This window comes from Mangrovimonas spongiae, assembly GCF_003944795.1.
GTDB classification, from domain to species: Bacteria; Bacteroidota; Bacteroidia; order Flavobacteriales; family Flavobacteriaceae; genus Mangrovimonas; species Mangrovimonas spongiae.
This window is the reverse complement of the sequence record NZ_RWBG01000001.1, coordinates 590,078-613,391: the sequence shown is the minus strand read 5'-3', so window position 1 is coordinate 613,391 and position 23,314 is coordinate 590,078. Positions and strand designations below refer to the sequence as shown.

Genomic DNA, 23,314 nt, shown 5'->3' with positions numbered 1-23,314 from the left:
AGATTAGTAATATAAGCGGTTTATTTTGAGGATTTCGTAATACTATCTTTCAATATTTGATAGACGAGTTGTTTGGTTGGTTTTTGATTATTTATAGCTTGCCTAACTGTTTCGAAGGTTACTTTAAAATCACAACCCGATTTATAATTACTACAACCGTAAGCGGTTTTCCCTTTTATAATTATTCCAGAATTACATTTAGGGCAATGCAATACTTCGGGGTTTTCGTCTTCTTTTTTATTTTTTGATGATTTTTTAGGTTCTAATTTTAGATTATAATTCTCATCAAACCGAATTAAACCTTCCACTTTACCTTCTTTGGATTTAAACCCCTTTAAGTTTATTGTAGATGCTTTTTGTAGTAAGCGTATCCACTGTTTTTCTGATACTTTTTTCCCCATAAACTTAAAAGGCAGCACAAAATCGCATCCGTTATTATACCGGCTACAGCCATAGGCGGTTTTTCCTTTTAATAATTTGGCTTGTTTACACTTAGGACAATCTTCGCTTAAAATACCTGCGGCTTCTATTTTTTTAGCTTTGGCCTTTCTCTGCTTTGTTGTTGTGGCATGCGAAATATTAGCGCGTTTGGTTTCGCTACGTACTTCGTACACCAAAGCATCGACCATACGCTTCATGTTTTTTATGAATGCTGCTGCACTAAAGGTGCCTTTTTCAATATCTTTTAGTTGTTTTTCCCAAGACCCTGTTAACTCGGCCGATTTTAATAAATCGTTTTGAATGGTATCGATCAATTGAATGCCTGTTACCGTAGGTAAAACTTGTTTTTTATTGCGCTTTATATACTTTCTTTTAAATAAGGTTTCTATAATATTTGCTCGTGTAGATGGACGTCCAATACCATTTTCTTTCATTAAATCACGAAGTTTATCATCATCAACTTGCTTTCCTGCAGTTTCCATAGCACGCAATAGAGAAGCTTCGGTAAATTGCCTAGGTGGTTTGGTTTCTTTTTCTAAAAATGATGGTTCATGTGGGCCTTTTTCGCCTTTTTCAAAAGTAGGCAGAATACCCGATTCTTTTTTCTTGGTATCTGAATTCTCAAAAACAACACGCCAGCCCTTTTTCAAAATTTCTTTTCCCGTGGCCTTAAACATAATTTGGGCAGCACTCCCCATAACCGTTGTATTAGACACCGAACAATCATCATAAAAGACCGCAATAAAACGTTTTACAATAATATCGTACACTTGTTGTTGATTAGGTGCCAATTGCGTTTCTATGCCTGTGGGAATAATGGCATGATGATCGGTTACTTTTTTATCGTTAAATACTTTAGACGATTTTTTAATTTTCTTTCCTAAAAGCGGCTGTGTAAATTTGGCATAGTTGGTTAATTTTTTAAGAACACCTTCTACTTTTGGATACAAATCGCTAGGCAAAAAGGTGGTATCTACTCTAGGATAGGTCACCACCTTGCGCTCATACAAACCTTGTACAATTTTTAAGGTGTCTTCGGCAGATAAGCCAAATTTGGTATTGCAATATACTTGCAGCCCTGTTAGGTCGAATAGTTTTGGTGCATATTCTTTTCCTTTTTTCTTGGTGATATCCTCTATGGTAAATTCACTTTCCTTGACCTTATTTGCCAAAGCTTCACCATCTTCTTTTTTAAGAAAACGACCTTCTTCATAACTAAATAGCGTGTCTCGATATAAGGTTTGGAGTTCCCAATACGGTTGTGGTTTAAAATTTTCAATCTCTTTAAACCGGTTAACCACCATAGCCAAAGTGGGGGTTTGTACTCGACCAATAGACAGCACTTGTTTATAACCGCCGTGTTTTAAGGTGTATAATCGTGTGGCATTTATACCTAATAACCAATCGCCAATGGCTCGTGAAAATCCTGCATAATACAAGTTATCGTAATCGGAAGCGGGTTTTAAATTCTCGAAGCCTTCCTTAATAGCCTCTGTTGTAAGTGATGAAATCCATAAGCGTTTTACTTCGCCTTGATAGTTGGCTTCGTTCATTACCCAACGCTGTATGAGTTCTCCTTCTTGTCCGGCATCACCACAGTTTATAATAAGATCGGCTTTTTCAAATAAGGTTTTAACAATCTTAAACTGCTTTTGAATTCCCGAATTTGCTACCACTTTGGTTTCAAACTTGTCTGGTAGCATAGGGAGATTATTTAAATCCCAACGTTTCCAGTACGGTTTGTAGTCACTAGGCTCTTTCAGTGTACATAAATGCCCAAAGGTATATGTTACAGCATACCCATTCCCTTCAAAATAGCCATCGTGCTTAACATTAGCACCTAAAACAGATGCTATCTCTCGTGCAACACTAGGCTTTTCGGCAATACAAACTTTCATGAATTGGGTTTAAAACAAGGCTCTAAAATAGGGTTTTTAGGCAATTTTAAAAAAACAGAATGGTCATTCTAAATTTATTTCAGAATCCTTTTAGACCGTTTATTTTATATTTACTCACCTGAAACATCTACCTGCCAGCAGACTCTCAAAAAACCTATACTGCCTGTTTATTATCCTACAACATTAACTATTTTACCTGGTACAACAATCACTTTTTTAGGTGCACGGCCTTGTAATTGCTCTTGAGTTTTTTCGTGTTCTAACACCGCTTTTTCAATAGCTTCTTTACTCATATCTAACGGTAACTCTAGTTTAAATCGCATTTTCCCATTAAACGAAATAGGGTATTCTTTACTACTTTCCACCAAGTGCTTTGCGTTAAATTCTGGAAATGGCGCCGTGGCAATACTCTCATTATTTCCAAGTGCTTCCCATAATTCTTCTGCAATGTGCGGCGCATACGGTGAAATTAAGACTAGTAATTGTTCCAAAATGGTTTTACTTGTACATTTTTGCGCTGTAAGTTCGTTAACCGCAATCATAAACGTGGACACCGACGTGTTAAACGAAAAATTCTCGATGTCTTCCTCTACTTTTTTTATGGTTTTATGAAGCGTTTTTAGATTGTCTTTTGTTGGTTCAGTTTCGGTAACTTTAAGACCATTGTTGTCGTAAAATAATTTCCATAGTTTTTTAAGGAAACCGTGCACGCCTGTGATACCAGCCGTATTCCAAGGCTTGGCTTGCTCTAATGGTCCAAGAAACATTTCGTACAAACGTAAACTATCGGCGCCATATTGCTCGCAAATACTGTCTGGGTTGACCACATTATATTTGGACTTGGACATTTTTTCGACTTCGCGGCCTACTTTGTAAATCCCATCTTCTCCTGCAAAAATCTCATCAATCATCAAGCCCTTATATCTATTGCCTTTTTTGAAAGCCTCAATATCAAGTTCATCAGAAGAATTCACATATTCAACTTCAACATGAAAAGGTGTAAAAGAAGTCATTTCTAAATCAAATTCTGCATCCAAACCAAAATCTTCTTTTAAATAACTGAGTTTTGAGCAAATAATTCTTTCTACCAATTCATCAAAATCTCCATTAATAGCTTTCTCATATGATTCTTTAGGTATCACAAATTTTGAAGAAATTTTACACCCTTTAGATAAAGCTTCCTTTACTTTATCTCCATTTTTGACTTTTATTCCTAATCCAAATCCATATGCAAAAGCACTAGTACCAAGTATCATCCCTTGGTTAATGAGCTTTTTAAACGGTTCATCAACACCAACAAAACCACGATCTTTTAAAAATTTGGTCCAAAAACGGGCATACAATAAATGTCCTGTGGCATGTTCGCTACCGCCAATATATAAATCGACATTTTCCCAATATTTTAAAGCCGCTTCGCTTGCAAAGGCTTCACCGCGTTTATCCAATTCTTCCATGTAACGGAAAAAATACCACGAACTTCCTGCCCAACCTGGCATGGTATTTAGTTCTAATGGGAAAACCCCATCAGATTCTGAAACAAGTTCAGAATGACAAACTGTATTGGTTTTTGTGTCCCAAGCCCAAACATCGGCGCGACCTAGTGGTGGCTCGCCGGTTTCGGTTGGCAAGTATTTTTCGACTTCTGGCAAGGTGATTGGCAGATATTCTTCGGCAATCATTTGTGGTTTTCCATTCACATAATACACCGGAAATGGTTCGCCCCAATAACGCTGACGGCTAAACACGGCATCACGTAAACGGTAGTTGGTTTTTCCTTCTCCTTGCCCGATTTGTTCCAATTCATAAATAGCGCGTTTAGTCGCTTTTTTGCTATTCATTCCGTTTAGGAAATCGCTATTGGCAATAATGGTATTATTTTTATCAGCAAAGGCTTCTTCAGAGATATCGACCCCTTCAAAAATATTAGGAATATCGATATTAAAATGTTTTGCAAAATCATAATCGCGCTGATCGCCACAAGGCACAGCCATTACTGCTCCCGTACCGTAACTTGCTAACACGTAATCGCCAATCCAAATAGGTACTGGTTTTTTAGTAAACGGATGTTCGGCGTAGGCTCCTGTAAACACCCCTGAAATAGTTTTTACATCGGCCATACGATCGCGTTCGCTACGTTTTGCAGTCGCTTCTATATAGGCATCGACCTCAGCTTTTTGTTCTGGTGTCGTGATTTTTTGTACCAAATCGTGTTCTGGCGCAAGTGTCATGAAAGACACACCAAAAATGGTATCGGGACGTGTGGTAAAAACTTCTATTTGATGAGATTGCTTCGCTTCGCTCGCAATGACGTTAAATGAGACGCTTGCTCCAACCGATTTTCCTATCCAATTGCGTTGGCTTTCTTTTAAAGAATCAGTCCAATCTATAGTGTCCAAGCCCTGTAATAATCGCTCGGCATAAGCCGAAATACGCATACTCCATTGCGTCATTTTTTTGCGTACCACTGGGTGACCGCCGCGTTCGGAAACGCCATTTACAATTTCGTCGTTTGCCAAAACCGTTCCCAAAGCAGGACACCAATTAACTTCGGTTTCGGCTAAATAAGTTAACCGATATTGCAATAAAATATCTTGTTGTTTTTCAGATGAAAAGTTGTTCCAATCTTCAGCAGAGAATATCTCGACATCATCATCGCAAGCTGCATTAATGTTTGCGTTTCCTTCGGCAGCAAACACATCGATTAATCCTGAAATAGGTCGTGCTTGGTTAGCATCGTTGCAATAATACGACTCGAACAATTGGATAAATATCCACTGCGTCCATTTGTAATACTCTGGACTACTCGTGCGCACTTCTCGGTTCCAATCGAACGAAAAGCCAATTTTATCGAGTTGCTTCCGATAGGTAGCAATGTTGGTTTCGGTCGTAATCGCAGGATGTTGCCCTGTTTGAATAGCATACTGTTCGGCTGGCAATCCAAAGCTATCATAACCTTGCGGATGCAATACATTAAACCCTTTGTGGCGTTTATAACGCGCATAAATATCGGACGCAATATATCCTAACGGATGCCCAACATGCAATCCTGCTCCTGATGGATAAGGAAACATATCCAAAACGTAATATTTAGGTTTATCGCTATGGTTATCGGCTTTAAACGTATGGTTTTTTGCCCAATACTCTTGCCATTTGGCTTCGATGTCGTTAAAATTGTATGTCATTCGATTGAATTTCTGCATTTTTGAAAGCGCAAATTTACAGTTATTATAACAATGTTGAAAGTTTCAGCGTTATAAACCTTTAGGGTACAGAATAGTTTTATATTTTTACATCGCTAACTAGTTTTTTATGAGTTCATCTTTTGAAAGGTATCAGAAACGTCGATTAATTTCGTCGTATTTCTCGGTTGTATTAAGTATTGCCTTAGTTTTATTTTTATTGGGGTTATTAGGATTATTGGTTTTAAATGCTAAAAAAGTATCCGATCATTTTAAGGAACAAGTTGTTGTTACCATTTATTTAAAAGATTCGGCCAAAGATGTTGAAGTTAAGCAATTGGAAAAAAGTTTGGCTATGGCAGATTATGTAAAAGCCTCAGAATACGTCTCGAAAGACCAAGCTGCTGAACTAATGAAAGCTGAAAACGGCGAAGATTTCATGGAATTTTTGGGCTACAACCCCTTACAAAACTCGATTGATGTGACCATAAAAGCTGATTTTGTTACCGAAACGCAACTTAAGTCTATTGCCGATGAAACGACTAGTAAATCTTTTGTTGAAGAAGTGCGTTATGATAGTGATTTAGTGACTTTAATGAATAATAATGTTCGAAAAATTAGCTTTTGGATTTTAGTTTTAAGCGGGGTATTTACCGTTATTGCTGTGCTTTTAATTAATAGCTCGATACGTCTTTCGGTTTACTCCAAACGATTTACTATAAAAACCATGCAAATGGTTGGAGCTACCAAGCGTTTTATACGCAAACCTTTTGTTTGGAAAAGTGTTCGTTTAGGCATTATTGGCGCCATTGTAGCCATGGGTGGTATGGCTGTTACACTGTATTACGTTAATAAAACCTTCCCAGAATTAGATTTTTTAAGTAATCGTGTTTTAATAGGCGGATTGTTTACGGTTATTTTTCTTTTAGGTATTGTTATTACTTGGATAAGTACATTTATTGCAACCCAACGTTTTTTAAATTTAAAAACCGACCAACTTTACTATTAAAACACGTAATATGCTTCACGTTTAATCGTTAGCACACTATTAACCAATAACTTAATTTCTATGAAAAGAAGCCATATTGTTCTTATTATCGTGTTTTTTTGTGTCGGCTTTTTTGGCTTCATTTTTATTAAATCTTTATTTGTTGATGATGCTATAACAGCCGACTCTTGCATTACTGAACGCGAGATGATTACTAAAATTTCTAAAGGCACTTCAAACGATATTGTGTTTGAAGCGGCCTCTGGAGATAAATATTACATTAATCGCGGTTTGGAACATGGGTTAAATTTAGATTCCCTTAACGCAAAAGTTTTAAATAAAACCGTTACTTTGCACTTAGCGAAACTGTGGTTAGGCACTTCGGAACATATTGCACAGCTACAAGTAGACAACAAGATTATCTATACAGAATTTGACTAATTATGGGAGAACAAAAACGCAAAGAAGCAACTAAAAACGATTTTATCTTCGGAAGAAAAAACTACAAGTTTATGTTTATTGGGCTTTTGGTTATCGCATTAGGCTTTATTTTAATGTCTGGCGGTGGTAGTGAAGATCCTAATGTGTTTAGTCCTGATATTTTTAGTTGGCGACGTATTCGTTTAGCACCTATGCTAGTTCTTATAGGGTTTGGCATTGAGGTTTATGCCATTTTATTAAATCCTGATAAGGATTCTAAAAAATAACGTCTTTATTTTTAACATCATTCTTTAGAATTGATACTTTTGCCCTATGGATGTTATCGATTCAATTATTTTAGGCATTATACAGGGATTAACCGAGTTTTTACCTGTTTCGTCTAGTGGTCATTTAGAGCTTGGAAAAGCCATTCTTGGCGACCACTCTGTCCCCAAAGAAAGTTTACTTTTTACCGTTGTGTTACATTTTGCCACAGCATTAAGTACCATTGTTATTTTTAGAAAAGATATTGCACTTATTTTAAGAGGACTTTTACAATTTAAATGGAATGACGATTTACAGTTTTCATTAAAGATTATTCTCTCCATGATTCCTGCTGTTGTTATTGGTGTTCTGTTTGAAGACCAATTAGAAAGTCTTTTTGGTGGTAACATTCTACTCGTTGGTTTTATGCTACTTGTTACTGCTATTTTATTATTCTTAGCAGATAAAGCCAAAGACACCAATAAAAAAGTAAGCTTTAGCAATGCCTTTATTATTGGTATTGCGCAAGCTATTGCTATGTTACCGGGGATTTCACGCTCTGGAGCAACAATCTCAACTTCTGTATTATTAGGCAACGATAAAACTAAAGCTGCTAGATTTTCATTTTTAATGGTCGTTCCTCTTATTTTTGGTAAAATCGCCAAAGACGTTTTAAGTGACGAGCTTACTTTTGATAGTGCTAACACATTATCGTTAAGCCTTGGATTTCTTGCTGCTTTTATTTCTGGGCTTTTTGCCTGTACTTGGATGATTGCCTTAGTTCGCAAAAGTAAGCTGACTTATTTTGCGCTTTATTGTGCCATTGTAGGCCTTATTGCTATTCTTTTTTCATTTCTAAATTAATATGACAACAGCTGAAGATTTTAAAAACGGACGAGTTTTACTAATTGACAAACCCTTAGAGTGGACATCATTTCAAGTGGTTAATAAATTGCGATGGGTTATTAGAAAAACTTGCAATATTAAAAAAATTAAAGTTGGTCACGCTGGCACTTTAGACCCTTTAGCAACTGGCCTTTTGGTAATTTGTACAGGAAAAATGACCAAGCAAATAAACACGTTTCAGGGCCAAGAAAAAGAATATACTGGCACCTTTGTTTTAGGAAGCACAACACCGTCTTACGACCTTGAAACCGATATAGATAACACATTTCCAACTAGTCATATTACAGAAGTACTTATTCACGATACTACCAAACAATTTGTTGGCGATATTGAACAATACCCTCCTATTTTTTCAGCTATAAAAAAAGAAGGCAAACGTTTATACGAATTTGCTCGCGAGGGTAAAGACGTTAAAATAAATCCTAGAACAATTACCATTTCTGAGTTTGAGATTACTAACATTGATGGCAATAATGTAAACTTTAGAGTGGTTTGCAGTAAAGGTACTTACATTCGTTCGTTAGCACACGATTTTGGAAAAGCGTTAAATTCTGGTGCGCATCTTTCTGCATTAAGACGTATACGAATTGGTGATTTCCTAGTTGATAATGCCATCACGCCTATGGCCTTTGAGGAATCGTTAACAACCAAATAAGCATTATTTACGTATATTAGAATGCAACACACCTACTTATGTTAGGGTAAATTGATGTTTTTTTGAATTTTAATAACAAACAAAAGGCCTTACTACTTACCTGCTTAATTTCAGGTACCGTTTTGCTTTCTTTATTTAGTTTTCATATAAAGAAGCAGACCGAACTTATGGCTGAAAGTTATTATGAAATTGACCCTGAAAAGTTTTTTGAAGAAGAAGAATTAGCACAAACTCCTGAAGAAAACACCAATACGCCAGAAACCAACAAAGCCTTTAACGAAACTCAAAAATACAAGCGCTTTGCCGAAGCCTATCAACCTATAGAACCCCCAAAGGATTACGAGTACACCCCTTCGGAAAACCTTACCAAAAACACTCCAGAAACCCCACAACAAGCTCCCTCATCTGGTATTGATGACGATGTGTTATCATCTTATAATAGTGTAAACAGTCTTCTTAAAAAACATCGAAGTAACCCAAGTGAACAATCGGTAAATAAGAATAGCTCTATGCACTATTCGTTAAAAGATAGAACACATTTATCTTTACCAACTCCCATATATTTATGCGAATCTGGCGGTAAAATTATCATTAATATTACAGTAAACAGCAAAGGACTTGTTACTAAAGCCTATGTAAATGGTGCTACCAAAACCACTAACGAATGTTTAAAACAGCACGCTCTAGAATACGCAAAAGAAGCCACATTTACCCCTGACGCTTCTAAGTCTTCTCAACTAGGTTCAATCACATTTTATTTTAAAGGGAAACATTAACAGGCAAAAGATTAATTAAGTCTTTTACAATAGTTTGGCCTTTATCTTTATTATACCACAGTTGTAAATCTTCTTTAAACTCTGCTGTTAACACACCATGGGTTTCTTTATAATCGTTTACCATTTGTGTTGCTGCGCTAGGTCTTGGTCCAAATGTACCAATAACATCATGCGATTTAGCATCTAACATAATGAGTTTAGGGATTGAGCGCCCACCATTGGTTAAAAATAAATCCATTAGCTCCAAGTTCTCATCTCGAAGCACAACTCTTAAGTTTATATTGTCATTTAATTCTGCTACTTTATTAATAACAGGCATAACATGAGCTGCATCGCCACACCAGCTTTCTGTTAATACCAACCAAATAATTTGATTGTTAAATGCCTTAACCGTTTCTTTTTGGCTCTCGGTTAAACTTAATTTTTTATTCCATCGAGACATTCGTCTCTGGTTTAAAGCCGTATAATTAACCAAAGTCTCTGTTTTTTCTGGACCTGTGGTTGAGTTTGTTAACGTTAGATTATCTACCAAATTTATATACTCTTGGTAGGACATACTTGTTTTTAAACTGTTTTCTATAATGTGCTTCATGGGTGATATCTTAAATTACTTATCAAAAGTAGGTTGTGTAATTTTTAATTTCTATGACTTATGTCATAAAGTATGTCTATCTTTATTGAAGAAACTTACATTTTAAGTATTAATGGAGAAACATAGATGCGGTTGGTGTGTTGGCGACCCTATATACGAAGCCTATCATGATAACGAATGGGGTGTTCCTGTTTACGATGATGATACACTTTTTGAATTTTTAATTTTAGAAACTTTTCAAGCAGGCTTAAGTTGGATTACCGTTTTAAAAAAACGTGACAACTTTAGAAAAGCCTTTGATGGTTTTGATTATAAAAAAATAGCCCAGTATGGACAGGATAAGATTGACGAACTACTCCAAGATGCTGGTATTATAAGAAATAAGCTTAAAGTACGTGCTACAGTTACAAATGCACAAGCGTTTATGAAAATTCAAGAAGAATTCGGGTCCTTCTCAAAATACATTTGGGATTTTGTTGATGGTAAACCTATTATTAATACTTGGAAAAATTATAAAGATGCTCCTGCTACCACAACATTAAGCGATACTATAAGCAAGGATCTAAAAAAACGAGGGTTTAAGTTTGTAGGTTCAACCGTTATTTATGCTCATATGCAAGCTACTGGTATGGTAAACGATCATGAAGTTTCTTGTTTTAGGTATGGTGAAATTTAGTCTACAAATAACTCAAAAACACCTCTCTATCTATGTTTTCTGCTCCTAAACGTTCTAAATGATTGGTATGTACTTGGCAATCGATTAGTTTATAATTGTTGTTTTGAATAAAGGTAGCAAACCCTACTTTACTAGCATTACTTACTTTAGAAAACATACTTTCGCCACAAAACACACCGTTTCCTAAATCTACGCCATACAATCCGCCTACTAATTCATAGTCTAACCAAACCTCAACCGATTTAGCATACCCTAGTTCATGTAATTTGGTATAAGCTGTTATCATATCGCGTGTTATCCAAGTATCTAATTGTCCTTCTCTTTTAATTGCTGCGCAATTCTCGATAACATCTTTAAAGGCCTTATTAATGGTTACTTGAAACCCTTTGTTCCTCATAACTTGTTTCAAGCTTTTTGATATTTTCAATTTTTCTGGAAACAAGACAAATCTAGGATCTGGGCTCCACCACAATATAGGTTGATTGTCTTCAAACCAAGGAAAAATGCCACTTTTATAGGCTAAGAGTAGTCTATCAATCGATAAATCGCCACCAATAGCAAGCAAGCCTTCTGGAGTCGCTAAACTTACCTCTGGAAATTCTATGGCTTTGGTAAGAACTATCATAATAATAGAAGCCCGCCAAGAAATACCATGACACCAACAAGCATCATAATAAGTGTGTATGGTAAAATTTCTTTAGCTTTTAATTTTGTTATTCCTAATAATGGAAGTGCCCAAAATGGTTGTAGCATATTGGTTATTTGGTCGCCATAAGCTAAGGCCATAATTGCTTTTGGTAATGGCACTCCTAATTTTAAGGCCGACTCTATAACTATTGGGCCTTGTACTGCCCATTGTCCGCCACCGCTTGGCACAAAAATATTGACTAGTCCAGCACTAAAAAAGGTGAAAATGGGTAAGGTTGTTTCGTTTGCAATAGACACAAAAAAATCGGAAATCATCACTACCATTCCAGTACTTTTCATAATTCCCATTATACCAAAATACAATGGAAATTGAATTAATATTCCTGATGCGCCTTTTATAGCTTCTTCAAGTGCTTTTAAAAAACTATTAAAAGAGCCATGAAGTATAATTCCCAAACCTAACATAAAAAAATTAAGCATGTTAGGTGTAATTTGAAATTGCATTAAACTGCCCCAATATTGATAAAAAAAGGCGATTAAGATTAAGCTTCCAAACCCTAGAGACAACCATTTGGAAAAGTCGAGTTTTTCGGCTCCTTTTAAGGTGTTTTTTTCACTTGTGGTAAACTTATAGGTTTCTAAATTAATTGGTGTTGGCGATGTGCTTTTAGCCACTACAGAAAGCACCAGCGGTATCGTGATTAGTAAAATGGCAAACAGCAATAAATTAGTCCAACTAAAAACAGTTTGATTAAAATTTATGCTTTCGGGTAATTTCACTAACATTTCAGCAGAAGAAATATTAGCCATAAAGTTTTTAATATGATTAGTTTCAGACACTTTTATTAATGCCGAACCACTAATTCCTCCATGCCAAACCATTAACCCTACATAACCAGCAGCACCAACTAAAGGATAGTTTAAAGGTGTTTTTGTGTCTTGAGCTTGTTCGCCAATTTTCCGTGCTAAAATGGCGCCAAAAATTAAGCCTAACCCCCAATTAAAAAACGCCACTAACATTGTTGTAACACTTACTAAAACAACAGCCTTTTGTGTTGTATTGGCATAGGTAGTAATACTCGTTATCACCTTATTAACAGGTTTACTTAACACTAAAATGTGACCTAAAACTAAAATAAGCATCATTTGGTAAGCAAATACCAACAGACTATTATTCCATACACCTTTTTCCCAATAGGATAGAATTTCTAAAACATGATTTTCTCCTGTTATTGACTCTGTTAGTAGTAACGCTAGAATTACCGTGAGCAATGTTAATAGTACAGCAATAGTAAACGGTGAGGGTAAATACCGTTTGAAAAAAGTTTCGATAAGCGTTGTAATCTTCATAAATAAAAAAAGACCTAAAAAAGTAAACTTTAATAGGTCTAAATGTAGTGGTTTCTCTTGTGTTATTAAAACGGAAGATCGTCGTGATCATCTTCGTTTAAATCGTTAGCAGGCTCAAAAGCATCAGCAGGTGGTACTGGTGGTACATTTTGGGCTCCTTGCTCTTGTTGTAATGTTTCAATTCTCCACCCTTGTATAGAGTTAAAATATTTTGTTTCACCTTGTGGATTTACCCACTCACGACCTCTTAAATTAATATTTATTTTTACTTGTTGTCCTACTTGAAAGTTATTTAATAAATCGGTTTTGTCTTGAACAAACTCTACCATTAAATGTTGTGGGTACTGCTCTTCTGTTGTTACCACAACCTCGCGTTTTCTAAATCCGTTATTACCAAACGTCTGCGTTTCTCCAATAAGTTTAATTCTTCCTTGTACTTCCATCTTTTCTATTTCTGTTATTTATGATAATAAAATTTTCCATGCGCTTTGGATGTCTCCAAAGCTTAAGTAATTATGTGCTAATTTATGCTTTTCTCTATGTGACGCTTCCGAAATATTAGGGTAGCGTTCGCTTACCTCTTCTATAAATGTTTTTACTTCGGCCGTTGTAGGTAGTTTTTCTACGTTTCCTAGCATACCTAAATCGTTTCCTGTTAAAATCATACTGTTTTTTATATGTTCAGGAAAACTATCGACGCCTATTCCTAAAGTTGATAATGGCTTCGGAATTTCAAAAAAGCCCTTTTTTGCACGACTGTAAAAACTTCCTCCAGCACGTGCTACTAAATCTAGTTTTTCTTGGTCGATAATACCTTCTTCATTTAACATCTCGTCTTCAATATGCAACTTTACCACCTCGCATATTACTAAATTTCCAGCACCGCCTTCGGTTCCTAGTTTAATAATATCGTTTACTTTACACTCTAATTGTACTGGTGATTCGGCCACACGAAATGGCTTTACAATATCCGATTGTAACATAGTTAACCCAGCCTTATCAAACTCGTTAATGTTTTCTGGATATTCGGTACTGCTTAATGACATTTGATGTACAATATCGTAATTTACCACATTAATAACCACTTCTTTAGTTTTTTCAACATTCTCCAGTGTGTGTTTGGTGGTATTATTTCTAACACGCCTTGCTGGTGAAAAAATTAAAATGGGTGGATTGGCACTAAAGACATTAAAAAAGCTAAACGGTGATAGATTGGGGTTTCCATCTTTATCAACAGTACTGGCAAAAGCTATAGGCCTTGGCGCCACAGCACTAAGCAAATAGCCATGTAACTTTCCTGTAGATAGGTCTTTAGGTTCAAATGAAATCATTTATACAATTTATTTTCGCAAATGTAACCAATCCTTTAGTGAACAAAAAATGATTTGGAACTCTGTAACACAATATTATTAACAGAATTACATTATCTTTCAACATAAAAGTTTTACAATGGTTTTTTCTAAGTATCGCAACCTTGTACGTTGGGTTATTGTATTTATTTCGTTTGTTATTATTTCGCTTATTTTATGGAATACGTATGTGTTTTTTCAAAAATTTAAGGCTGAAGAACGCATGAAAATGGAAAACTGGTCGTTTGCGCAGAATGAGTATTTAAAGATTATAGAATCGGTTTCTCTTAATGACAATATTACTTCTACTAACCTGGATTTAATTTGGAAGATTTTAGGCAGCAATAATACAACACCTATGGTTGTTATTAATCAAGATTCTACAGTAGCCACATTTAGTAATATAAAAGCAAACTCTTCTACCGATGCGGTTACTAAGGAGGATTCTATTTATGTGAATCGGCATATAAAACGCTTAGTAACACAATTTAGTAAAGAAAATGCACCAATAGCCATTGGTTACGAAAATCAAACGCTGTATTATGGTAATTCGCCTTTACTAAACAAGTTAAAATATTATCCGTTAGCCTTGGTATTAATTATTGTATTGTTTGGTGCCGTGGTTTACTTTTTTTACCGAAGTACAAAAATTGCTACACAAAATAAACTTTGGTCGGGTATGGCTAAAGAAACCGCACATCAAATTGGCACACCACTATCGTCGTTAATTGGTTGGACCGAAATTTTAAAGACTGAAAACACCAACCCAGAATACATTGTAGAAATTGAAAAAGACATTAATCGCTTGCAAACAATAACCGAACGTTTTAGTAAAATTGGTTCTGTACCAACTTTAGAAAAAACCGATATTGTACAAGAAACTATTACCTCTTACGATTACTTGAAAGCACGTGCTTCTAAACTTATCGATTTTGAAATTGTTGCTCCTAATGAAGAAATTTATGTAAATTTAAACAAACAGCTTTACAGTTGGGCCATTGAAAACCTGGTAAAAAATGCTATCGATGCCATGAAAGGTAAAGGAAAACTTAGTATTGAAATCCTTCAGTTAGAACAATTTGTAAAAATTAGAATAACAGATACTGGAAAAGGACTTTCAAAAAACCAATTTAATACTATTTTTGAGCCTGGTTTTACAACTAAAAAAAGAGGTTGGGGATTAGGTTTATCTTTAACAAAACGCATTATTGAAGAGTTTCATAATGGCAAAATAAAAGTCCTACAATCTGAAATAAATAAAGGCACAACCATGCAAATTACATTAAAGTCGATTTAAAGTTTAAGATTATGGAAGAACGATTTTTTACGGTAAAAGAGGCAACATTAAACAATAATTGCCCTGAATGCTATAATAATACGGGCTTACATTTAACGTTTAAGCAAAAGTTTATTGAGACTAAACTTTACAAATCTATTACTAATGAGACATCTCAAGAAATTGAGTGTAAGGTTTGCAACACCATTATTTATCCGGCAAGATGGACCGACGATATTGACCGTGTGTACAATTACCACCAACGCGCTTTTATTCCTAAAAAAGCATCTACAAAATTAAAACAATTAGCTTGGTTAATAATTGGCATCTCTATTGTAGTAGCTGCCGGAATTATTACAGCGCTTGTTTTATGGCAGTAGCTACTTCTTGAAATTCGTCTGGCGTTAAGGTATCTTTACTTGTAAATTTAGCATCTTCCATAGTGCGTAGGGGAATTAAATGCACATGCACATGTGGTACTTCTAACCCAATAACCGACATGCCTACACGCTCGCAAGGAATTACTTTTTCTATAGCCATAGCAACTTGCCTAGAAAATGCCATTAACCCCATGTAAGTTGCTTCATCTAAATCAAAAATTTTATCGACTTCTTTTTTAGGGATACAAAGTGTGTGTCCTTTGGAGTTAGGGTTAATATCTAAAAATGCAAAAAACTCATCGGTTTCGGCTATTTTATAGCATGGTATATCGCCATTAATAATTTTTGTAAATATAGAAGCCATTTGTAATAGATCAGTGTTAATATTCAATTAAATATAAAAAGAAATTCCTGCTAAATTAACTTAACAGGAATGTTTTTTCGTTTATTTTCTGTATAAATTTTTATCTTGAAATTTCAATAATCTCAAAATTAATCTTACCGTTAGGGACTTGTATTTCGGCTATATCGCCAACAGATTTCCCTAGTAACCCTTTACCAATTGGTGAGTTTACCGAGATTTTTCCTGAGGCTAAATCGGCTTCACTTTCGGCCACCAAAGTATAGTTCATTTCCATACCATTGGCTTGGTTTTTAATTTTCACCTTAGAAAGCACTAATACTTTTGAGGTGTCTAATTGCGACTCGTCTATTAACCTAGCGTTGGCTAAAGTTTCTTCTAGTTTAGAAATTTTCATCTCTAATAAGCCTTGGGCTTCTTTGGCGGCATCGTATTCGGCGTTTTCACTTAAATCGCCTTTATCTCTTGCTTCTGCAATAGCTTGAGAAGCTTTAGGACGCTCGATATCTTTTAATTGATTTAACTCGTCTCTTAATTTTTTTAATCCTTCTGCTGTGTAATAAGATACGTTACTCATAACTTCATTTTTAAATTAATAATACAGCTTTTGCTCTATAATAGAGCGTTGCTTTTTCCAACAATTTTATGGACATTTAAAGCAAGATTTCTTTCAACATTCTTGTGTTATTTCAAGCTGTTTACTAGCCATCTAACTGTGTGTATTAAAATACAAAAATCCCGTTTTCACGAGATTGTTACACAAATATACAAAATATTTATATCAGTTATCTTTTTTTGTAACTTACACCCAAAATTCATGCTATGAAAAATGCCTTGTTACTTGGTTTGTTTGCTTTCATTTTTGTTACATCTTGTAGTAAAAGTGACGATGACAACGATAATAACCAAAATTTACCTAATGTAGCGTTTGATACGGGTACGTTAATTAACACTAACCTACCACAGTTTAATAACTTAACGTTTCCTAATAACCCTGTAGTAATAGACAACTCGGCTTATGGCATTAATGGTATTGTGGTTATGAATACGGGTAGCGGTTACAATGCTTTTGAAATAACCGATCCCAATCATAATTTAAGAACATGCTCTAAACTTACTGTTGAAGGGATTATTGCCACATGCAATTGCGACGATGACAACTCTTATGATGTTTTAACAGGTCTAGGTAGAGAGGGTACGACAGGGCAATATGCGTTACGCCGTTACTTTGTTGAAGTAAATGGAAATATTATTAGGGTTTGGAATAACTAAAAAAAGCCCAAACAAAATGTTTGGGCTTTAGGTTAAGTTCGTATCAATAGAACTTAGAGAAACATAACGTTTAAAATTTTAACGTAGCGCCTAACAAAAAGTTAGCCGTAGCTTGTGGGTAATATCCTGCACCTTCTATAGTGGTTACTTGGTTAGGGTCTGTCCAAGTATCATCGTAAGTATAGTAATACCCGTTAGAGATGTACTCTTTATCAAAAATGTTATTGGCCAATCCTGTAAACACAATCGATTTAAATATTTTATTCATTTTCAACTCGTAAGAAATATTAAAATCGGTTACAAAATAGCTGTCTAACTTCGATTTTTCTGCATCGGTGTTACTCATAAATTGTTCACCTACAAACTTACTTAACAACGCCATTTGTAAGCCTTTTACAGGTTTAAGAACAAACGCATTTCCAGCAACTACTTCTGGTGAAAACGAAATATTAGTTGTTCCTAAATTTTGCAACTCACCATCTATATCTGCTACCATTTCCTTATTTTTATTAGAGCTTAAGGTAACATTTGGGTTTATGGAAAACATATCGCTTATTTTTATTGCTGCGTCAAGTTCCAAACCTAATCGGTAACTTTCGCCACTGTTATCACGTTGTGCGCTTCCTACATCATCCAATTCGCCAGTTAACACCAATTGGTCGTTATACAACATATAGTAAGCATTGGCATAAATTCTGAAGTTTTCATTATTATGTCTCCAACCCAATTCAAAATCGTTTAGCTTTTCTGGTTTAATATCTGGATTGCCTTTAAAATCGTCTCGGTTAGGCTCTCTATTGGCTCTCGCAAACGAGAAATAGAAGTTATTTTTATTATTCAATTCGAAGGTTACACCTGCTTTTGGGTTAAAAAACGTGTACGTTTCATCTACATTAAACGGTACTAAATCTGATGAAATCCCAGTAGTTTCATAGGAAACATTTCTAACTTGTAAGTCTCCAAATAAACTCCAATTATCATTAAAGCGAAGGGTTGCTTTTGCAAAACCACTTAAGTCTTGTTTTTTTCCAACACCGTCGTAATAATGGTCTCGAATTTCACTATCTGTTGCATAACGCGCCCAAATAACCTCACCAAAATGATCGCCTTCGTAATAACTATACGATCCGCCAAAAATCACATTCAACTTATTATCTTTATAGTTAGCATTGGCATTTACCACATAGTAATCGTTATCTAACCAACGTCTGCGAATTAAATCGGTGGTATTTACCGTTTCGCCATTAACGGTTAACTCCTCAAAACCATAATCTGAAAAGTCTTCATCTTCTTTGTACTGCTCAAAAAAGCCACGTCCTTGTGTGTAGTTTAACGCGAGGTTTGTTGACCAATTATTAGCTATTTTTTGGTTCCAATGTAATTGATAATGATCTTGCTGGTAGTCATCTACTTCATTATCGTAAAACTGTGTATTCCCATTCTCATCGGTATATTCACCAGCGGTATTATACGTTCTATCGTTTTCTAATTTTTCTAAATCTTCCAAGCCATTCCACGATTGATAGGTAACTTCTTTTCCTGAAAACGTAATGGCTTTTAATAAGGTTTTTTCACTTACATAAGCCGCTTGCAGATAATACGATTTAATATCTGAAGAAGCCCTATCAATATAACCATCCGATTTAATTTGCGATAATCGCCCAGCAATTTCAATATGGTCGTTAATTTTTCCCGTACTAAACTTTAAGGTATGCTTTCGGGTATTAAAGCTTCCAAACGAATTTGAAATTTCACCATAGGCATCATCGGAAACGGCATCGGTAAGCACATTAATACTAGCGCCAAAGGCTCCAGAACCATTAGTTGATGTGCCCACACCACGTTGCAATTGTAAACTTTCAACAGATGAGGCGATATCGCCTAAATTTACCCAAAACGTTCCTAACGATTCGGCATCGTTATACGGAATTCCGTTAATTGTTACGTTAGTTGATTGCGAACTTACACCACGCACACGAATGCCTGTATAACCAACACCAGCACCAGCATCGGTTGTAGTAACCACAGAGGGTAAATAATTTAAAAGCACAGGAATATCCTGCCCTAAATTGCGTTTTTCTATGTCTTCTTTAGTGACATTGGAATGTGTAATTGGTGATGTTGCGTCTACTCTTACCGCTTTTACTAAAACCTCATCTAAGGTTTCAATTTTGGTAGAATCTTGTTGTTTTTCTTGTGAAAACACACTGACTGACAATACAAACAGTGCTAAAAATGCGAATAGATTTTTCATTCGATAAAATAATTTTTGCCGAATAAAAAGAGGTCATTATTCTTTGTTAATAATATATTGTAATGTTGAATATGGCTTCCGTTCCGGATACAGAAACAAATATTCGTAATCCCTAAACAGCATTACCTGTTCTAGGTTCATTGGGTATGATCTCAGCTTTTTCAGTTAATAATTAAAAGTTTTACAACTAATAACTACCACCAATTTAAGCACCCCTTTTTGAGAACGGCGCAAATTTAGTTAACAATTCATAATTGGCAATAGGTAACACTAATTATTTTAGGATATTTTAGGTGGTTTTCTATTAGCTTTCTTTTCAGACTGTTGCTTTTTGTTTTTAAGACGCTTTTGTTTTACAGCCTTAGGAATTTTTGTTTTTTTTCGCGGTTTTGGCTTTTTTAACCCCTCTTTTATAAGCTGTAAAAACCGTGTTATTACAAGGTCTTTATTTTTATGTTGGCTTCTGCTTTCGCCACATTGTAGAATTAAAACTTGTTCCTTGGTTAATCGATTATTTAAGTTTTTACAAAGTAATTCCTTTTGCGATTGGTTAAATACTTGAGAGTTTAAAATATTGAAATGCAACTCTACTTTCGATGCTGTTTTATTTACATGTTGACCACCAGCTCCAGAACTTTTTACGGCCTTAAAGTCGAGTTCTTTTATAAGTGTTTCTACATCAAACATGAGGTTGATGGGTAGGTTTTAAAAGGTTGTTTACAGTTTTTACTGGATTAAATGTAATTAATGGCACCTCAACAAAAACGGTATTCCAATTGGCCATAGCGCCATTCCATAATCCTGGACGTTCAAGAGCTTTTAAAGGTTTTCCTTCTCTAGTTTTTTGTGTAATAAAGGCAGCGTCTTCATCGACAAAATTGGTTAAATCGTAGGGTTCTCCTTTATAGTTTTTTAAACCACAGACCAAATCCACGGGATTAAAGTGAGTAGCATTTTGCGAAATCTCGTATTGCGTTTCATCATTGGTATTCATTTGTGCCGATTCTACAATTTGCAACGCTATTTTTCCTTTACTACTTTCTGTCCAAAATGGGCCACCACCAGGTTCTCCTTCATTTTTCACCATTCCGCAAACACGTATAGGTTTATTTATATGCTTTTTTAGAGCCTCTAACTTTTTAGAAGTTGATAACGTTTTATACGCCTCTGTAAATACAACATTTAATTTATTGGTTAAAAAAGCTTCTACTTCTGCTATATCCTTTAAATTGTTTTCATCAATGGCTTTTGCATATGCAAACGCTTCTTTCTGAAATTTAAGAAGCATTCCTGCTAACATTTTTTTGTAATCGGCAACGTCATCTTCATAAGCATCAACAACTACATTATCAATGTTTTTTACAAATACTAAATCGGCGTTTAAATCGTTTAGGTTTTCTATGAGCGCGCCATGGCCACCAGGTCTAAATAACATAGAGCCATCCTCTAGTCGAAATGGGGTATTATCTATGTTTACAGCAATCGTATCGGTTGCTTCTTTTTGAAATGAAAATGTCACATTAAAAGTAATACCTGTTTTTTTATGAACCGCTGCTGAAACAGTCTCTAGTTCCGTTTTAAACTTGCTTTCGTGCTTAGGCGAAATGGTAAAATGCAAATTGGCTTTTCCTTTTGATGAAGCATATTTTGAAGACTCTAACAAATGCTCTTCTAAAGGTGTTCTTATCTCATTTTTGTACTTATGAAAAGGCAGCAATCCTTTAGGAAAAGCTCCAAAGTTTAACATGGTATCGTTTAAAAGCACATTTGCAAAATGGTATGTTTTACTTTTTAAATCTAATGCGTCGTAATTGTCTATTTTAGAAACTACGGTATCGTAAAAAGGAAAGTTTTGTAATCCTTCAGCAAAGGTTTTCACTTTTGGGTTAGTTTGTATATAAGCTTCAAAATCATCTTCCTCTGGATTAAATTCTTCTAAAAACTGAAACAAGAACTTAAACATTCGTGTTGCAGCTCCAGAGGCTGGTACAAACTTTTGAATATTAAAAGCATCTTTATGTTCAGAGAAAAAATTGGTGTGTTGTTGCTTTTCTTCTTCTGAAACTTTTACAATTCCATGGCCGATTGTTGCAGCTGATTTTAGTTTTGTTGGTGGTAAGCCAGTTTTAAAAATTTGTAGTTGATTTTTTACCTTATCAACTGTAAGTCCTTTGTTTTTTATTTGTTGAACATCCTGTTTGGAAAAATTCATACATTATTTTTTAGTAGTTCATCAATATGATTTACGGCTATTTGTAAACGTTCGGTTTTACTTCCTTTTAGTAAAACATAAGGGCGGTTATACTTTTTTAAAGCATTCTCAAAGGCTTTAAACATGCGTTCACGCTCGTTAGGTTTGTCACGTAAATCGTCTTTCTCCCAAGGGATATCAATATACGTTAAAAAGTATATATGATAAGTATTCTTGAGGGCATATTTTTCTAATAAAGGATCGCAATCCCCTGAATAATACGCTTCGGAATAGACTTTAGTTTCTAGCAAATCGGTATCACAAATTAACACCGAGTTTGTTTTTGTGGCTAATTTATTTTCTAATGCCATTTGCCCAACAGCTATGGGTAACAAGTCCTCTGGTTCGCATGTTTTACGTTCTTCATTCCATTTATTTTGAAGATATTCACGTGCGTATTCTGGCACCCAAACAGAATTATAATGTCTGGCCAGTTGTTTAGACAATGTTGTTTTCCCTGTACTTTCAGGGCCAAATAAAACAACTTTTATACAGTTTGTGGGGTGTTGTTTAAGCTTTTCTTCCATGCTCTAAATCCATAAATCGCTATAATAGTAAACAAAAAATATTGAAAAGAGGTAAATACCAATCCTTTGTAAAAGTATAAAGGCACCGATATGATATCTCCAATAATCCAATAGGTCCAGTTTTCTAATTTCTTTTTAGCCATAAGCCACATACCAACAAAAAATATAGCTGTTGTAACTGTATCTACATAAGCTGTCCAAGTATCGAATTTATTATTGAATTTATAAATTATCACCACAAAAATTATGGTGGCTATAAAAATAAGCACACTCCATAAATGTTCTTTTTTTGTGGTTTTGGTAACAGGAACCTCATTGTTATTGGCATCTTTTCTTGTCCAAAAATACCACCCATAAATACTCATAGAAAAGTAATAGGCATTGATAAACATATCGCCTAAAAGACCATAAACCCAAAGTATATAAACAAAAATGGCGGTACTTATAATACCTGTTGGATACACAAGAATATTTTCTTGTTTTGAATACCAAACACTTAAAAAACCAAAAAAGACCCCTATAAATTCTAAGACAATTAAATGTGTATCAACACCTTGGTATTGTGAAAATAACCAATCAAAAATGTGGTTCATAATCGTGTCTATCAGATTTTACAATTTTCATATACAACAAGCCGCGTTCTATCAACTCGAAAGCTTCTTTAATTTCTGTGGTAAGCACTTTCATAACCTCATCATAATCGCCATAAACTTGTGTACTTAAAGGATTTTCTAATACGTTTAAATTAGACGCTCTTAGTTTTTTTATGAAATGGATGATAGATGGCTCATAATCGTCTTGTATTGGTGTAAGTGTTAATTCTACTGATATTTTCATATGCTTTTTATATA

At 34.9% G+C, this 23,314-nt stretch carries 25 protein-coding genes; 10 read left to right on the top strand and 15 right to left on the bottom strand.

The genetic code is table 11. From position 1 onward, the window contains the following. Positions 1-20: 20 nt before the first annotated feature. Together EJA19_RS02810 and EJA19_RS02805 are read right to left on the bottom strand one after the other, a co-directional pair. Entirely contained in the window at positions 21-2,339 is a 2,319-nt protein-coding gene (locus EJA19_RS02810; RefSeq protein ID WP_125466822.1) for a type IA DNA topoisomerase, read from the bottom strand. Positions 2,340-2,509: 170 nt separating this feature from the next. Beyond that, positions 2,510-5,521: a leucine--tRNA ligase gene (locus EJA19_RS02805; protein ID WP_125466821.1), complete on the bottom strand. Its 3,012-nt coding sequence runs from the start codon at positions 5,519-5,521 to the stop codon at positions 2,510-2,512. Between the two features lie 127 nt (positions 5,522-5,648). Here EJA19_RS02805 and EJA19_RS02800 point away from each other — a divergent pair, with 127 nt between their 5' ends. The 6 genes from EJA19_RS02800 (at position 5,649) to EJA19_RS02775 (ending at position 9,527) form a co-directional block, all read left to right on the top strand. Continuing rightward, on the top strand, positions 5,649-6,527 hold the full coding sequence (locus EJA19_RS02800) for a cell division protein FtsX (protein WP_125466820.1): 879 nt from the start codon (positions 5,649-5,651) through the stop codon (positions 6,525-6,527). A 60-nt stretch (positions 6,528-6,587) separates the two neighbouring features. After that, entirely contained in the window at positions 6,588-6,947 is a 360-nt protein-coding gene (locus EJA19_RS02795; RefSeq protein WP_125466819.1) for a hypothetical protein, read from the top strand. A 2-nt stretch (positions 6,948-6,949) separates the two neighbouring features. Next, positions 6,950-7,213 (top strand): DUF3098 domain-containing protein, encoded by a 264-nt coding sequence (locus EJA19_RS02790; RefSeq protein ID WP_125466818.1) that lies wholly within the window; start codon positions 6,950-6,952, stop codon positions 7,211-7,213. Between the two features lie 46 nt (positions 7,214-7,259). Further along, the gene (locus EJA19_RS02785; protein WP_125466817.1) at positions 7,260-8,054 is read left to right on the top strand and encodes an undecaprenyl-diphosphate phosphatase; all 795 of its coding nucleotides are present in this window, start codon (positions 7,260-7,262) and stop codon (positions 8,052-8,054) included. 1 nt (position 8,055) lies between these two features. Next, entirely contained in the window at positions 8,056-8,751 is a 696-nt protein-coding gene (truB, locus tag EJA19_RS02780) for a tRNA pseudouridine(55) synthase TruB (RefSeq protein WP_125466816.1), read from the top strand. A gap of 62 nt (positions 8,752-8,813) precedes the next feature. Continuing rightward, complete coding sequence (locus EJA19_RS02775; protein WP_240640192.1) at positions 8,814-9,527, top strand: hypothetical protein; 714 nt, start codon at positions 8,814-8,816, stop codon at positions 9,525-9,527. Here EJA19_RS02775 and EJA19_RS02770 read toward each other — a convergent pair. Beyond that, positions 9,511-10,119: a thioredoxin family protein gene (locus EJA19_RS02770; protein ID WP_125466815.1), complete on the bottom strand. Its 609-nt coding sequence runs from the start codon at positions 10,117-10,119 to the stop codon at positions 9,511-9,513. The genes EJA19_RS02775 and EJA19_RS02770 overlap by 17 nt on opposite strands. Positions 10,120-10,231: 112 nt before the next feature. Between EJA19_RS02770 and EJA19_RS02765 the strand changes: the two genes are divergently transcribed. Then, a complete protein-coding gene (locus tag EJA19_RS02765; RefSeq protein ID WP_125466814.1) occupies positions 10,232-10,795 on the top strand; it encodes a DNA-3-methyladenine glycosylase I in 564 nt (187 codons plus the stop codon). Between the two features lies 1 nt (position 10,796). On the opposite strand, the gene aat is transcribed toward EJA19_RS02765, so the two are convergent. The 4 genes from aat to EJA19_RS02745 all read right to left on the bottom strand — a co-directional run bounded on the left by aat (position 10,797) and on the right by EJA19_RS02745 (position 14,124). Continuing rightward, on the bottom strand, positions 10,797-11,420 hold the full coding sequence (gene aat, locus EJA19_RS02760; RefSeq protein WP_125466813.1) for a leucyl/phenylalanyl-tRNA--protein transferase: 624 nt from the start codon (positions 11,418-11,420) through the stop codon (positions 10,797-10,799). Continuing rightward, complete coding sequence (locus EJA19_RS02755) at positions 11,417-12,793, bottom strand: short-chain fatty acid transporter (protein WP_125466812.1); 1,377 nt, start codon at positions 12,791-12,793, stop codon at positions 11,417-11,419. The genes aat and EJA19_RS02755 overlap by 4 nt, the downstream gene beginning before the upstream one ends. A 65-nt stretch (positions 12,794-12,858) precedes the next feature. Then, entirely contained in the window at positions 12,859-13,236 is a 378-nt protein-coding gene (locus tag EJA19_RS02750) for a DUF3127 domain-containing protein (protein WP_125466811.1), read from the bottom strand. A gap of 18 nt (positions 13,237-13,254) precedes the next feature. Beyond that, positions 13,255-14,124, bottom strand: coding sequence for a flavin reductase family protein (locus EJA19_RS02745; RefSeq protein ID WP_125466810.1), 870 nt, complete (start codon positions 14,122-14,124; stop codon positions 13,255-13,257). A 118-nt stretch (positions 14,125-14,242) separates the two neighbouring features. Between EJA19_RS02745 and EJA19_RS02740 the strand changes: the two genes are divergently transcribed. Together EJA19_RS02740 and EJA19_RS02735 are read left to right on the top strand one after the other, a co-directional pair. Beyond that, positions 14,243-15,439 carry a sensor histidine kinase gene (locus tag EJA19_RS02740; protein ID WP_125466809.1) on the top strand — a complete coding sequence of 399 codons (1,197 nt, stop codon included), beginning with the start codon at positions 14,243-14,245 and terminating at the stop codon, positions 15,437-15,439. 11 nt (positions 15,440-15,450) lie between these two features. Then, positions 15,451-15,798: a hypothetical protein gene (locus tag EJA19_RS02735; protein WP_125466808.1), complete on the top strand. Its 348-nt coding sequence runs from the start codon at positions 15,451-15,453 to the stop codon at positions 15,796-15,798. Here the strand turns inward: EJA19_RS02735 and EJA19_RS02730 are convergent. Both EJA19_RS02730 and greA read right to left on the bottom strand, forming a co-directional pair. Then, entirely contained in the window at positions 15,773-16,162 is a 390-nt protein-coding gene (locus EJA19_RS02730) for an HIT family protein (protein WP_125466807.1), read from the bottom strand. The two genes, EJA19_RS02735 and EJA19_RS02730, sit on opposite strands and share 26 nt — an antisense overlap. A 100-nt stretch (positions 16,163-16,262) precedes the next feature. Beyond that, entirely contained in the window at positions 16,263-16,736 is a 474-nt protein-coding gene (gene greA / locus EJA19_RS02725; RefSeq protein ID WP_125466806.1) for a transcription elongation factor GreA, read from the bottom strand. A gap of 245 nt (positions 16,737-16,981) precedes the next feature. Here greA and EJA19_RS02720 point away from each other — a divergent pair, with 245 nt between their 5' ends. After that, positions 16,982-17,431 (top strand): hypothetical protein, encoded by a 450-nt coding sequence (locus EJA19_RS02720; RefSeq protein ID WP_125466805.1) that lies wholly within the window; start codon positions 16,982-16,984, stop codon positions 17,429-17,431. Between the two features lie 70 nt (positions 17,432-17,501). On the opposite strand, the gene EJA19_RS02715 is transcribed toward EJA19_RS02720, so the two are convergent. The 6 genes from EJA19_RS02715 to EJA19_RS02690 form a co-directional block, all read right to left on the bottom strand. After that, positions 17,502-19,685, bottom strand: a complete 2,184-nt coding sequence (locus EJA19_RS02715) for a TonB-dependent receptor (RefSeq protein ID WP_125466804.1) — start codon at positions 19,683-19,685, stop codon at positions 17,502-17,504. A gap of 279 nt (positions 19,686-19,964) precedes the next feature. After that, on the bottom strand, positions 19,965-20,372 hold the full coding sequence (gene arfB / locus EJA19_RS02710) for an alternative ribosome rescue aminoacyl-tRNA hydrolase ArfB (RefSeq protein WP_125466803.1): 408 nt from the start codon (positions 20,370-20,372) through the stop codon (positions 19,965-19,967). After that, entirely contained in the window at positions 20,365-21,897 is a 1,533-nt protein-coding gene (locus tag EJA19_RS02705) for a DUF4301 family protein (RefSeq protein WP_125466802.1), read from the bottom strand. The genes arfB and EJA19_RS02705 overlap by 8 nt, the downstream gene beginning before the upstream one ends. Next, the gene (locus EJA19_RS02700) at positions 21,894-22,463 is read right to left on the bottom strand and encodes an AAA family ATPase (RefSeq protein WP_125466801.1); all 570 of its coding nucleotides are present in this window, start codon (positions 22,461-22,463) and stop codon (positions 21,894-21,896) included. Before EJA19_RS02700 ends, EJA19_RS02705 begins: the two co-directional genes overlap by 4 nt. Next, positions 22,424-23,056: a nicotinamide riboside transporter PnuC gene (pnuC, locus tag EJA19_RS02695; protein ID WP_125466800.1), complete on the bottom strand. Its 633-nt coding sequence runs from the start codon at positions 23,054-23,056 to the stop codon at positions 22,424-22,426. The genes EJA19_RS02700 and pnuC overlap by 40 nt, the downstream gene beginning before the upstream one ends. Beyond that, a complete protein-coding gene (locus EJA19_RS02690; protein WP_125466799.1) occupies positions 23,040-23,300 on the bottom strand; it encodes a thiamine-binding protein in 261 nt (86 codons plus the stop codon). The genes pnuC and EJA19_RS02690 overlap by 17 nt, the downstream gene beginning before the upstream one ends. Between the last annotated feature and the right edge of the window lie 14 nt (positions 23,301-23,314).